Genomic DNA, 12,746 nt, shown 5'->3' on the forward strand with positions numbered 1-12,746 from the left:
CACGGAGCCGGTCGCGAGCAGGATGTGGCGGCCCTGGATGCGCTGGCCGTTGACATCGACGGAGGTCGGCGACGACAGCCGGCCCTCACCCTCGATGTAGTGCACCTTCCGGGAGGCGACGAGTCCCTGGAGGCCCTTGTACAGACCGGCGATCACGCCGTCCTTGTACTTGTGCACCCCGGCGATGTCGATGCCCTCGAAGGTGGTCTTCACACCGAACTGCTCGCTCTCGCGGGCCTGGTCGGCGATCTCGCCCGCGTGCAGCAGGGCCTTGGTGGGGATGCATCCCCGGTGCAGGCAGGTACCGCCGACCTTGTCCTTCTCGATCAGGGCGACGTCAAGCCCTAGCTGCGCCCCGCGCAGGGCCGCGGCGTAACCGCCACTACCACCGCCGAGGATCACTAGGTCGAAAACGGTGCTGGCGTCGTTCGCCACGTCACGTCCTCCATGCATGTACGCCGTACGCCGGTCTCCAGTGACCGCGCGGCGGCTGGTGTCCGGCCGCTCTTTCTTCGGCCCTGTGGTGGGGGCCCTGTCCTGCCGAGCCCCATCTTCGCACTTGTCAGCACTGAACGAGACGCCGGGCCGGGGTGTGAGACACCACACGCTCACATGAGAAGCGGGGTTCCGGTGAGACGCCTGAGGGGCGCGGGGAGCTGCGCGACAAGCCACTACGGGCCCGCAGCCGCCCACGCCCCTCGGGAGCCGAGCTATGGGGCGAGCATCAGCCCAGGTCACCCGCGGCAGTCAACTCGGCCAGCCGCACCAGCGTCCGCACCGCGGACCCCGTGCCGCCCTTGGGCGTGTACCCGAACGGCCCGCCGTCGTTGAACGCCGGCCCCGCGATGTCGAGGTGCGCCCACGGGATGCCCTCGCCGACGAACTCCCGCAGGAAGAGCCCGGCGACCAGTCCGCCGCCCATCCGCTCACCCATGTTCGCGATGTCCGCGGTGGGGGAGTCCATCCCCTTGCGCAGGTGCTCCGGCAGCGGCATGGGCCACGCCGGCTCCCCGACCTCCTCGGCGGCCTCGTGCACCGCGGTGCGGAACGCGTCGTCGTTGGCCATGATCCCGAACGTCCGGCTGCCGAGGGCGAGCATCATCGCCCCGGTCAGCGTCGCCACGTCGACGATCGCGTCCGGCTTCTCCGCCGACGCCGCCCACAGGGCGTCCGCCAGCACCAGCCGGCCCTCGGCGTCGGTGTTGAGCACCTCCACCGTCTTGCCGCTGTACATCCGCAGCACGTCGCCGGGGCGCGTGGCGGACCCGGACGGCATGTTCTCGGCCAGCGCCAGCCACCCGGTCACGTTGACGTCGAGACCGAGCCGGGCCGCCGAGACCACGGCCGCGAACACCGCGGCCGCGCCGCTCATGTCGCACTTCATCGTCTCGTTGTGGCCCGCCGGCTTCAGCGAGATGCCGCCCGAGTCGTAGGTGATGCCCTTGCCGACCAGCGCCAGGTGCTTCTTCGCCTTGGACGAGGTGTACGACAGCTTCACCAGCCGCGGTCCCGACGCCGATCCCGCGCCGACGCCGAGGATGCCGCCGTAGCCGCCCTTCTCCAGGGCCTTCACGTCGAGCACCTGCACCTTGAGGCCGTGCTCCTTGCCCGCGGCCTGCACGATCGCGGCGAAGGCCTCGGGGTTCAGGTCGTTGGGCGGCATGTTGACGAGGTCACGCGCGCGGTTGAGCTCCTCGGCGACCGCGACGGCCCGGGCGAGCGCGGCCTTGTGCGCGGCGTCGCGCGGCTTGCCGCCCAGCAGCACGGCCTCGGCCAGCGGAGCCTTGCCGTTCTTGGCCTTGGCGTCCTTGCCGTTCTCCTTGTAGGCCGTGAAGGAGTACGCCCCGAGCAGCAGGCCCTCGGCGACCGCGCCGAGGTCGGCGGCGTCGCCCAGCGGCAGCACGAACGCGGCCTTCTTGAGGCCGGCCAGCGCGCGGGCGGCGACTCCGGCGGCCTTGCGCAGCGCCTCCGGGTCGAAGGCCGAGTCCTTCTCGGGCTCGGCGCCCAGGCCGACCGCCACCACGAGGGGGGCCTTGATGCCGGAGGGCGCGGGCAGCTTCGTCACCTCGCCCTCGGCGCCGGAGGCACCGAGGGTCTCCAGGACACCGGCGAGCCTGCCGTCGTATGCCTTGTCCACGGCCTCGGCGCCCGGTGCGACGACCAGGTCCCCGGACCTGGACGCGGTGGCCTTGGCGACACCGATCACGATCGCGTCGGCCCGCAGGCCGGGCGCCGCGGAGGTGCTGAGAGTGAGAGCAGTCACGGTGGTGAATTCTCGCTTCCGATGTGAAGTTGCGTGGGTCGAGCGGGTGGGTCGACCGGGCCCGACGGCCGACCCTAGTTCTTGTCCGAAACCGGATCCCGATCGGGGCCTTCACCCCTGTCGGCGACCACCCGGGACGAGCCTACGCTCGGGTCGGCCGAGCGTACCTCCGGCCGGAGAGGTACGAGTTCGGGGTGTGGCGCGCGGCCTGTCAGAAGTTCATCGACAGGACCACCAGCGCGGTGGTCGCCGCCGTCTCCGCGAGCCCTCCGAACACGTCGCCGGTCACCCCGCCGAAGCGGCGCGTGCAGTGCCGCAGGAGGAGTTCGGCCACCGCCACGGCGGCGGCGACCGCGAGGACCGCGCGGACGACGTCGTACGACCCGAGGAGCGCCCCCGTCCCGGCCGCGCCCAGCGTCACGGCGGCCGCCGTGAGCACCGCGCCGCGCACCGGGACGACCCCCGCCACCGCGGCCCCCAGTCCCTCCGGCCGGGCCGGCGGGACTCCGGCGCGGGCCGCGAGGGTCAGGACCAGGCGCGCGGCCGTCGCCGAGACCACGGCCGCCGCGGCACCCCGGGCCCACGAGTCGCCGTACGTCTGCGACAGCGCGGCCACCTGGGCGAGGAGCACGAGGACGAGGGTGATGACCCCGAACGGGCCGATGTCCGACTGCTTCATGATCCGCAGGGCGTCCTCGGCGGGCTTGCCGCTGCCCAGGCCGTCGGCGGTGTCCGCGAGGCCGTCTAGGTGCAGGCCCCGGGTGAGGACCGCCGGTACGGCCACCGTGGCGACCGCGGCGAGCAGGGCGGAGGAACCCAGGGAGAGGAACAGGAGACCCGCCGCCGCGGACGCGCAGCCCAGTGCCAGCCCGACCAGCGGGGCGCACAGCATGCCGCCGCGGGCCGCCTCCCGGTCCCAGCGGGTCACCTTCACGGGGAGCACGCTGAGCGTGCCGAAGGCGAAGCGGAGGCCGTCGAACGGGGGCGGGGTCATGGACACGTCGGCAGGGTAGCCCGGACGCCGTAGCCGCCGGGCGGCCCACCCCCGGGGACCGGACACTGGGTCCATGGGCCACTGGCTGCACCGCAACATCGTCGAACCCGGCAAGCTGCCGCTGCTCCTCGCCCTGGCCGCGTTCGTGCTCACCTTCCTGATCACCCGGGTCATCACCCGGCTCATCCGGGCGGGCAAGGGGCCCTTCGGCAACGTCAGTTCCGGGGGCGTGCACATCCACCACGTGGTGCCGGGCGTCGTCCTCACCGTCGTCGGCGGCTTCGGCGCGGTCGCGAGCGGACGGCACGGGTTCGGGGCGGGGCTGGCCGCGGTCGTCTTCGGCGTCGGGGCGGGGCTGGTGCTGGACGAGTTCGCGCTGATCCTGCACCTCGACGACGTGTACTGGAGCGAGGAGGGCCGCAAGAGCGTCGAGGTCGTCGTCCTCACCGTGGCGCTGGTCGGCCTGGTGCTCGCGGGGTTCTCGCCGTTCGGCGTCGACGACGTGACGCAGGACGAGGCGCAGGACCGCGGCGGAGTGATCAGCAGCGTGGTCGTCAACTTCCTCTTCGCGATGGTCGTCCTGCTCAAGGGCAAGACCCGGATGGCGATCTTCAGCGTGATCGTCCCGCTGGTCGGACTCATCGGCCTGATCCGCCTGGCCCGCCCCGGCTCCCCCTGGGCCCGCCGCTTCTACGCCCGTCGCCCCCGCGCCCGGGCCCGCGCCCTGCTGCGCACCTACCACCACGACAGACGCTGGTCGGGCCCTCGCCGCAGGTTCCAGGACCTGATCGCCGGAAAGCCGGACCCACCGCGAGCGCTCGGGGGATGAGGGGTTCCGCCGTTCAGTGCCCCTGGGGCGGGTGTCCCGCAGCGGCCCCTTCCCGGGCCCGGGTCCGGCGGTGCCGGACCGCCGAGATCCCGCACAGCAGCAGCATCGCCGCGATCGCCGCCAGGTGTTCCCTGCCGGCCAGGTTCTCCTTGACCAGGACCTCGGCCACCATCGCCGCGATCACGGCGGCCGCGGTGAAGCGGGCGCGGTAGCGCAGGCCGAGGAAGACGGCGAGGCCCACCACGGCGGCCGACGGGCCGGTGTCCACGACGTGGGCGTCCGAGGCGGACAGGCCGAGCGGGCTGTCGGGGCCCAGCCAGATGCCCACGCGCGCGTACAGCGTGCCGGCGAGCGTGGCCGCGTACGCCAGCGTGAGCGTCCGCCACCGGCCCAGACAGATCTCGGCGATCCCGAACACGCACAGGATCTGCGCCAGCGCACCCCACACCGGCAGGTCGAGGGCCGGTACGAACAGGGAGAGCGGGGTGCGCAGCAGGGCGAGCCAGAGGGGGTCCGCGGCGCGCACGGCACCCACGTCCTGCACGAAGCCGTAGCCCCACGACTGGTTGTGCACGAGGTGCAGGGCCGCGGTCAGACCCACGGCCGTCAGAGCCAGGGGGACCGCCCGCCATCGGCGCCGCAGCAGCGGCCCGCGCAGGGCGACGTACAGCGCGCCCCACTCCGTGCGGGCCCAGCGGCCGAGCGTCCTCATCCCCTGGTCCTCATCCGGCGGTCCTCATCTGTGTGTGCTCAGGTGCTCCCGGCGCCGCAGCCACCCCGGCAGCCCCGGCACCTCCAGGAACCCCTCCGCGCGGGCGGAGGCGATGCCGATGCGCGGCAGGTCCGCGCTCTTCTCGAAGAGCAGGAACCGCGGCTCCCAGATGGGCCGGTACTTGGCGTTGGCCCGGTACAGGGACTCGATCTGCCACCAGCGGGAGAAGAAGCTGAGCAGCGACCGCCACAGCCGCAGCACCGGCCCGGCGCCGAGACGCGCCCCACGTTCGAAGACCGAACGGAACATCGCGAAGTTGAGCGAGACCTGGGTGATGTGGATCTCCTGGGCCCGGTTCAGCAGCTCGATGACCATGAACTCCATGAGGCCGTTGTCCGCGTCGCGGTCCCGGCGCATCAGGTCGAGGGAGAGGCCGTGCGGCCCCCACGGCACGAAGGAGAGCACCGCCTTCAGCTCCCCGTCGGCGTCGGAGCACTCCAGGGCCACGCACCGGCCGTCGGCCGGGTCGCCGAGCCGCCCCAGCGCCATGCTGAACCCGCGCTCGGTGGCCCCGTCCCGCCAGTCGTCGGCCCGCCGTACGAGCGCCTCCATCTCCGCGGCCGGGATGTCCTCGTGGCGCCGGATCCGTACCGTGTATCCGGCCCGCCCGACCCGGTTGTAGGCCTGCCGGACGGTGCGCATCGCACGGCCCTCCAGGGTGAACTCGGCGATCTCGACGATCGCCTCGTCACCCAGCTCCAGCGCGTCCAGACCGTGCCGCGCGTACACCGTCCCCGCGTCCTCGCCCGCGCCCATCACCGCCGGCAGCCAGCCGTGCGCCCGCGCCTCGGCGAGCCACGGCTCGATCGCCCCCGGCCAGGCCTCCGGGTCGCCGATCGGGTCGCCGGAGGCCAGCGACACCCCGCCGACGACCCGGTAGGTCACGGCCGCCTTCCCGGTCGGCGACCAGACCACGCTCTTCTCCCGGCGCAGCGCGAAGTACCCGAGCGAGTCCCGCTCCCCGTGCTTGTCCAGCAGCTCCCGCAGGCGCCGCTCGTCGTCCTCGGTGAGCGGGTCGACCGCGCGCCGGGAACGGAAGGCGGCGTAGAGGACGGCCAGGACGAGGACCGTGCTGAGCACGTTGATGACGACGTTGACCCAGTTGGGCGTCAGGATGCCGTCGAAGCGGGAGTCGTCGGCGGCGACCGAGACCAGCCGCAGCGTGCCGTACCACCACCGCTCGCCGAACTCCGACGACCTCGACGCCTGGTTGGTGACGGTCACCAGCAGCGCGGCCAGCAGGGAGCACACCAGCAGTCCGCCCACGGCCACGGCGGCGGCGAGCCGCGGGTTGGACCGGTCGCCCTTGGCGTAGAACTCCCGCCGCCCGACCAGCAGGGCCACCACGAAGGCGGCGGTGAGGAACAGGGAGATCCAGTTCTGCGCGTACCGCCGGATCTCCGGGAACGCCATCGCGAGGACGAACAGCGCGAGGAACGCCCCCGACAGCACCAGGTTGAGGATCCACGCCGCCCGCTTGCGCCGCCGCATGGTGATGGCGAGGAAGGCCGTGAAGACCCCGGAGGCGAAGCCCGCCGTCAGCAGATAGGGCGTGAAGTAGTCCTCCTGGTTGTGCCGCCGCACGTCCTGCCCCAGCGTCACCCACACCGCGCTGAGGAAGTTGACGAACGCGACGACCCGCAGGTACCAGACGGCGAAACCGGCGGCCCGCCGCGAGCCACCGGTGGACCGGACATCCCGAACAGGTGCAACTCGGACATCTCCCATGAAGGGCGATCATGCCCGGTGCGCCGGCGATTCCGTCGCAAGGGCACTCACCCGTGCCCGGCTACTCCTCGTCGAGAGCCTTCTCCGGTTCCGTCTCCGTCGCCTTCTCCGGCTCCTCGGGCCGCTCGGGCAGTTCGGCGGCCAGCGCCGCCGCGGCCTGCACCAGCGGCAGCGCGAGGAGCCCGCCCGCGCCCTCCCCGACCGTCATGCCGTGGTCGAGCAGCGGCTCCAGGGCCATCCGGTCCAGTGCCTTCGACTGCCCCGGCTCACCGCTGTTCTGCCCGGCCAGCCACCAGTCCGGCGCCCGGAACGCGATCCGCTGACCCACCAGCGCACAGGCGGCCACGACCACCCCGTCCAGCACGACGGGCAGCTTGCGCACCGCGCTCTGCAGCAGGAACCCGGTGATCGCCGCGAGGTCGGCCCCGCCCACCGCCGCCAGCAACTGCAACTGGTCCCCGAGCACCGGCCGCGCCCGCCGCAGCGCGTCCCGGATCGCCGCGCACTTGCGCATCCACGCCAGGTCGTCGATGCCCGTCCCGCCGCGCCCGGTCACCACGGAGGCGTCGGTCCCGCACAGCGCGGCGACCAGCACCCCGGCCGCCGTGGTCCCGCCCACGCTCACGTCGCCGAGCACCACGAGGTCCGTACCGGAGTCGGCCTCCTCGTCGGCGACCGCCATCCCGGCCCGGAAGGCGGCCTCCGCCTCCTCCGGGGTCAGCGCGTCCTCGACGTCGATACGACCGCTGCCGCGCCGCACCCGGTGCCGTACGACGTCCTCCGGCAGCTCGGCCGGATCGCAGTCCAGCGCCATGTCGACGACCCGCACCGGCACACCGAGGCGCCGCGCGAGGATCGACACCGGACGGCCGCCCTCCAGGACCTCCCGCACCAGCTCCGCGGCGCTGCCCGCGGCCCGCCCCGAGACGCCCAGTTCGGAGATCCCGTGGTCCCCGGCGAACAGCACGACCCGCGGTCGTTCGACCGGCCGCACCGGTACGGCCGACTGCGCCGCGGCCAGCCACTCACCCAGGTCGTCGAGGCGGCCCAGCGCCCCGGGCGGCACGATCTGCCGCTCCCGGCGCGCCTCGGCGTCGCGACGCACCCCGCCGTCGGGGCGCTCGATCAGATCGGTGAAGTCGTCGAGATTAAGCGAGCTCATTCGCCGAACAGTACCGGCCCTGATCGAACACGGGGGCGCCACGGGGCCAGGACGTCATTGCACCCGGCACGGCGATCCCATACGTTCCGTTTTGTAGCGAATTGACGTGCGTCTCCGGGAGGCCCCATGCCCGCACCAACCGCCCCTTCCGTACGGCGTCTTCGCTCCACCGCCCGCGTGATGCTGCCGTTCCCGGAACCGGAGAGCTGGCTGGACGTGGACACGGGGGACGCGGACTTCCCGGAGGCGGCGAGAGCGTTCTTCCCCTACACGGCCTTCGACGGTCTGGACCCCACTCCGCGCGTCCTGCACGCCCAGGCGGCCGAGCGCCTGGAGGAGGGCTACCTGGGCCGTCTGACGGACCCACGGCTCATCGCCCACCTGCGGTCCCGCTACGACGTGGTCAGCCTGCTGAACCCGCACGCGGACCCCGGCGAACTCTCCGCGGCCCTCGCCGTCCTGCGCCCCGGCGGCCACCTCCTCGTGGAGTCCCCGCACGACCCCCGCCCCGAACTCAGGGCCCGGGGCTGCGCCATCGTCGCGACGGCCCGCAGATCCGCCCACGTACCGGCCCGCCTGACGGCCCGTCTGCCCGGCACCCTGCACCCGTCGGCGACCGGACCGCTGACCGCCGGCGCGAGAGCGCTGGACCACGTCCTGGCCCTGCTCCTCGCCGGCACCGGCCTCGCGAGGACCTACCGGGTGATCGCCCGCAAGGGGCCGTCAGCCCCGTAGGAGCAGCGCCTGCCCCGCCACCACCAGCACCACCTGCTCGCACTCGGCCGCGAAGGCCGCGTTCAGCCGCCCCAGCTCGTCCCGGTACCGGCGGCCCGACGCGGTGGCCGGCACGATCCCGGACCCCACCTCGTTCGACACGGCCACCACGGTCCGCCGGGTCTCCTGCACCGCCTCCGTCAACTCCCGCACCCGCGCCCGCAGTTCGCGCTCCCCGCCGCCGGCCCACTCCGCGTCGTCCCAGGCCCCCACGGCGTCCATCGCGTCCGTCAGCCACAGCGACAGACAGTCGATCAGCAGCGGCGCCCCGTCGTCCTTCAGCAGCGGCACCAGGTCGCAGGTCTCCACCGTGCGCCAGGACCCGGGCCGCCGCTCCCGGTGCGCGAAGACCCGGGAGGCCCACTCGGTGTCGCCGTTCCGCGACCCGCCGGTCGCCACGTACAGCACGTCGGGGAAGGCCTCCAGCCGCCGCTCGGCCTCCACCGACTTCCCGGACCGGGCCCCGCCCAGCACCAGCGTCCGCCGCGGCACGTCCGGCACGTCCTCGTAGGCGCCGACCACCAGGGTCGTCCCGTCGGGCACGGCCCGGGCCCCGGCGGCGGCCAGCCTGCGCAGCAGTTCGGCACCGGGCGGCACGTCGTGGTCGACATGGACGGCGACGACGTCGGTGGTCGGCCCCACGGCCCCCACGGCCCGCAGCCGGGCCAGCGCGTCCGGCCGCCGCACGACATCGGCGAGCACCATGTCGTACGACTCCACGGCCCCCCGCTCCAACCCGGCGGGCGCCCCCCCGGGCGGCAGGTACAGCACCCGCTGCCCCTCCGGTCCGGTGACCGCGTACCCGGTGCCCGGCGCGTCCATCGCCACGGCCCGCACCCGGTGCCCCGTCAACAGCGCCAACTCCCGCCCGTCCGGCACCCGGCCCGGCTGCGGGAGCCCGGCGGGCACCTCGACGGGGGGCCCGTCATGGGGGTGCGACAGCAGCACCTGCCGTACGCCGGCGAGCGAGTGCCCGGCCCGGGCGGCGGCGAACGAGGCCCCCGGGGTCAGATCGAGCAGCAGCGTCTCGTCGACGAGCACGGCGGTGGCGGCCCGGGCGTTCCCGCCGAGCGCGGTGGCGCAGGCGGCACAGGGGCAGAAGGGCCGGGGGAGACCGGCGGGGGCGCCGGTGCCGAGCAATGTCAGTTCCACGCGACCGATTCTCGCCGGTCCCTGTTGATCGGGCGCGCGCGGAGCTGCCTTTGGGGGGCGCGGGCGGAGCTGCCTTTGGGGGCGCGGGCGCCCGCGCGAGCAACCCCCGACGCCCCGCGGCCGTCGACGTACCGCTTAGGGTGCTCTTCGTAACGGATCAAACACGGGAGGCTCACATGGCGACATGGACCTGGCGATTCGAGACGGCCGACGGCGCGGAGACCCAGCCCGCCGTGGAGCCGGAGGAGTTCACCACCCAGGGCGACGCCGAGTCCTGGCTCGGTGAGTACTGGAAGCCCCTGCTCGCCGGCGGCGCGGAACAGGTGCGGCTGTTCGAGGACGCCACGGAGATCTACGGTCCGATGAGCCTGAAGGCGGCGGAGGAAGCCTGACCGGCCCGGGCGAGGGCCACGGCGCAGCCCTCGCCCACCACCGCTACTGCTCGCCCAGCGTGACGTCCACGGTCTTCGCGCTGCCGTCCCGGGTGAAGGTCACGGAGACCTTCTGGCCCGGCCGGTCCGCCGCCAGCGCCTCGGTCAGCGAGGTGATGGTCGTGATCGAGGTGTCGTCCAGCTTCGTGATGACGTCCCCGGGCTCGATGCCCGCCCGGTCCGCGGCCCCGTCGTTCTTCACGTCCACGACCGCGACCCCGGCGGCCCGGAAACTCGCGTCGACGACCGTCCGGCCGGTGATGCCGAGCGCCGCCCGCCCCGAATCGGTGACCTTGCCGTCCTTGATGATCTGACCGGCGACCGTCTTCACCATCGACGCGGGGATCGCGAACCCGATCCCGGGCGCCGCGCTGTCCCCGAAGGTGGGGTCGACGGCGGCGAGCGTCGGGATGCCGATGACCTGGCCGTCGAGGTTGACGAGGGCGCCACCGCTGTTGCCGGGGTTGATGGCCGCGGACGTCTGCACCATGTTGGCGATGGTCGCCCCGGTCCCGCCGTCGGAGCCGCTCTCGCTGACGGTCCGTCCGGTCGCCGAGATGATGCCCTGGGTCACGCTGGACGACAGCCCGAGCGGCGACCCCATGGCGAGCACGATCTGCCCCACCTGGACCTTGGCCGAGTCCCCGAAGGTCGCCGCCCGCAGCCCCTCCGGCACCTTGTCCAGCTTGATGACGGCGAGATCCTGCTCGGGGTAGGAGTACACGAGCTTCGCGGTCAGCTCGGTCTCGCTGTTCGCGGTCGTCACCTTGAAGGTCTTCCCGTCCCCGACGACATGCGCGTTGGTGACGATGTGCCCCTTGTCGTCGTAGACCACCCCGGACCCCAGATCACCCTCGGCCTGGATCTGCACGACCGACGGCAGGACGTCCCTGATCACCTTCTGGTAGCTGCTCTGGAGGTCGCTGTCGGCGGCGGGCGCGACGGCCTGCGCCGCCTGCGCGGTCGGCGTCTCCTCGCGACCGGAGGAACCCCGGTCGGAGGAACCGGAGTCGGAACACCCGGAGAGGAGCACGACGGAACACACGAGCGCCGCCAACGGCAGCCGCAGAGCACGGGTACGCGAAGCATTCATGCCCCGAGTCTCATGTCGGAGCGAAGGCCCGGGCCTGTGCTGTTCGCCCGAACGGGCTCAGCCGCGCACCCCGCACAGGTGCAGCAGCGCGGCGACCCCGCGGTACGGATCGGTGCGCCCGGCCCGCTCCTCGCAGGCCAGCAGCGCCTCGACGTCCTCCGGCGTTGCGGCGTCGTCCGCCGCCGTGTCGGTGAACACCCGCACGCCGTACCAGGCCTGCAGCGGTGCCCCGATCCCGGCGAGCGTCGCGGTCAGCGTGCCCAGCCGGTCCGCCCGCACGTCGAGGCCCAGCCGGTTGCGGTACGCCGTGGTGTCGAATGCCCCCAGCGCGCCGGCCCAGTCCCCGGCCAGACCCGGCCGCATCGCCAGCGCGTCGCCGTTGCGCACGAGCAGCGACAGCAGCCCGCCCGGGGCCAGCATCCGCGCCAGCCCGGCCAGCAGCGGGTCGGGCTCCTCGACGTACATGAGCACGCCGTGGCACAGCACCACGTCGAAGCTGCCCGGCAGGAAGTGCACCCCGGTGTCCCGGCCGTCGCCCTCGATGATCCGCATCCGCTCCCGGATGCCCTCGGGCTCGGCGGACAGGGCGTCCCGGGCCGCCGCGACCATCGTCGCGTCCCGTTCGAGGCCGGTCACCTGATGTCCGGCGCGGGCCAGCCGCAGCGCCTGCGTGCCCTGGCCCATGCCGACGTCGAGCACCCGCAGCCGCTGCCCGACCGGGTACCGCCCCACTATCTGCTCGTCGAGCTGCCGGGCCACCAGCTCCTGTCGTACGACATTCCGCAGCCCGCCCAGACCGTCCAGCCAGGCATCGGCCGCGCCCCCGGAGAAAGACGTCGTACTCAGGGCCGCTCTCCGCGCTTGACCTGCGGCTTGGGCAGCCGGAGGCGACGCATCTGGAGGGAGCGCATGAGGGCGTAGGCGACCGCGCCCTTGCGGTTCTGGTCCGGGAAGCGCTCGGCGAGCCGCTTGCGCAGACGGAAACCGGTGAGGACCGAGTCGAGCACGATCAGCACGATCACGACGAGCCACAGCAGCAGCGCGATGCTCTGGAGGGCGCCCACCTGCACCACGCTCAGCACGAGGATGACCACGGCCATCGGCAGGAAGAACTCCGCCACGTTGAACCGCGCGTCGATGGTGTCGCGGGCGAACTTGCGCACCGGGCCCTTGTCCCGCGCGGGCAGGTACCGCTCGTCGCCGCCGGCCAGCGCCTGGCGCTGCCGGTCCATGGCCGCCCGGCGCTCCTCGCGCTGACGCTTGGCGGCGTCCTTGCGGGTGAGCGACGTGTTGGCGACGCTGCGGCGCTGGGACTGGGCCTCGCTGCGCTTGGGCGTGGGCCGGCCCTTGGGGGCCTGCGGGTCGCGGGGCTGCTTGGAGTCGGTCAGCTTCGCCTTGTCGGCGACGGCGGCCTTCTCTTCCTTGGTGGCACGGCTTCGGAACACAAAACCCAAGGGTAAGGGGTGTCCGGGGTTGGACCCCAGCCCGGTGGGGAACGATCCGGCAACACCAGTCGTCATCCAGGGGGACAGAGGGGACGTCCGGTGA

At 73.3% G+C, this 12,746-nt stretch carries 13 protein-coding genes; 3 read left to right on the top strand and 10 right to left on the bottom strand.

Annotated features, from left to right (window positions below; all coding sequences use genetic code 11):
- From ACZ66S_RS28135 to ACZ66S_RS28145, 3 genes are all read right to left on the bottom strand, one after another.
- The coding region (locus ACZ66S_RS28135; protein WP_469904344.1) for an FAD-dependent oxidoreductase at positions 1-435 on the bottom strand (435 nt) is incomplete at its 3' end.
- Positions 436-724: 289 nt separating this feature from the next.
- Positions 725-2,263 (bottom strand): leucyl aminopeptidase, encoded by a 1,539-nt coding sequence (locus tag ACZ66S_RS28140; protein ID WP_469904345.1) that lies wholly within the window; start codon positions 2,261-2,263, stop codon positions 725-727.
- Between the two features lie 211 nt (positions 2,264-2,474).
- Positions 2,475-3,257: an adenosylcobinamide-GDP ribazoletransferase gene (locus tag ACZ66S_RS28145; protein ID WP_469904725.1), complete on the bottom strand. Its 783-nt coding sequence runs from the start codon at positions 3,255-3,257 to the stop codon at positions 2,475-2,477.
- A 73-nt stretch (positions 3,258-3,330) separates the two neighbouring features.
- Between ACZ66S_RS28145 and ACZ66S_RS28150 the strand changes: the two genes are divergently transcribed.
- A complete protein-coding gene (locus ACZ66S_RS28150) occupies positions 3,331-4,086 on the top strand; it encodes a hypothetical protein (RefSeq protein ID WP_469904346.1) in 756 nt (251 codons plus the stop codon).
- 13 nt (positions 4,087-4,099) lie between these two features.
- Here the strand turns inward: ACZ66S_RS28150 and ACZ66S_RS28155 are convergent, their stop codons facing one another.
- The 3 genes from ACZ66S_RS28155 to cobT form a co-directional block, all read right to left on the bottom strand.
- The gene (locus tag ACZ66S_RS28155; RefSeq protein WP_469904347.1) at positions 4,100-4,798 is read right to left on the bottom strand and encodes a hypothetical protein; all 699 of its coding nucleotides are present in this window, start codon (positions 4,796-4,798) and stop codon (positions 4,100-4,102) included.
- Positions 4,799-4,822: 24 nt separating this feature from the next.
- Positions 4,823-6,586 carry a phosphatidylglycerol lysyltransferase domain-containing protein gene (locus tag ACZ66S_RS28160; protein ID WP_469904348.1) on the bottom strand — a complete coding sequence of 588 codons (1,764 nt, stop codon included), beginning with the start codon at positions 6,584-6,586 and terminating at the stop codon, positions 4,823-4,825.
- A gap of 61 nt (positions 6,587-6,647) precedes the next feature.
- Positions 6,648-7,748, bottom strand: coding sequence for a nicotinate-nucleotide--dimethylbenzimidazole phosphoribosyltransferase (gene cobT, locus ACZ66S_RS28165; RefSeq protein ID WP_469904349.1), 1,101 nt, complete (start codon positions 7,746-7,748; stop codon positions 6,648-6,650).
- Positions 7,749-7,874: 126 nt separating this feature from the next.
- On the opposite strand from cobT, the gene ACZ66S_RS28170 reads away from it, so the two are divergent.
- Positions 7,875-8,483, top strand: coding sequence for a class I SAM-dependent methyltransferase (locus ACZ66S_RS28170; protein WP_469904350.1), 609 nt, complete (start codon positions 7,875-7,877; stop codon positions 8,481-8,483).
- Here the strand turns inward: ACZ66S_RS28170 and ACZ66S_RS28175 are convergent.
- Positions 8,472-9,674: a bifunctional adenosylcobinamide kinase/adenosylcobinamide-phosphate guanylyltransferase gene (locus ACZ66S_RS28175; RefSeq protein ID WP_469904351.1), complete on the bottom strand. Its 1,203-nt coding sequence runs from the start codon at positions 9,672-9,674 to the stop codon at positions 8,472-8,474. The two genes, ACZ66S_RS28170 and ACZ66S_RS28175, sit on opposite strands and share 12 nt — an antisense overlap.
- 176 nt (positions 9,675-9,850) lie before the next feature.
- Between ACZ66S_RS28175 and ACZ66S_RS28180 the strand changes: the two genes are divergently transcribed.
- On the top strand, positions 9,851-10,066 hold the full coding sequence (locus ACZ66S_RS28180) for a hypothetical protein (protein WP_123988673.1): 216 nt from the start codon (positions 9,851-9,853) through the stop codon (positions 10,064-10,066).
- 43 nt (positions 10,067-10,109) lie between these two features.
- Here ACZ66S_RS28180 and ACZ66S_RS28185 read toward each other — a convergent pair whose 3' ends face one another.
- The 3 genes from ACZ66S_RS28185 to ACZ66S_RS28195 all read right to left on the bottom strand — a co-directional run bounded on the left by ACZ66S_RS28185 (position 10,110) and on the right by ACZ66S_RS28195 (position 12,718).
- A complete protein-coding gene (locus ACZ66S_RS28185; protein WP_469904352.1) occupies positions 10,110-11,198 on the bottom strand; it encodes a S1C family serine protease in 1,089 nt (362 codons plus the stop codon).
- Between the two features lie 57 nt (positions 11,199-11,255).
- Complete coding sequence (locus tag ACZ66S_RS28190) at positions 11,256-11,957, bottom strand: class I SAM-dependent methyltransferase (protein ID WP_469904353.1); 702 nt, start codon at positions 11,955-11,957, stop codon at positions 11,256-11,258.
- A gap of 83 nt (positions 11,958-12,040) precedes the next feature.
- A complete protein-coding gene (locus tag ACZ66S_RS28195; RefSeq protein WP_469904354.1) occupies positions 12,041-12,718 on the bottom strand; it encodes a DUF3043 domain-containing protein in 678 nt (225 codons plus the stop codon).
- Between the last annotated feature and the right edge of the window lie 28 nt (positions 12,719-12,746).

The sequence above is a fragment of the Streptomyces sp. NPDC107471 genome, from assembly GCF_055582845.1.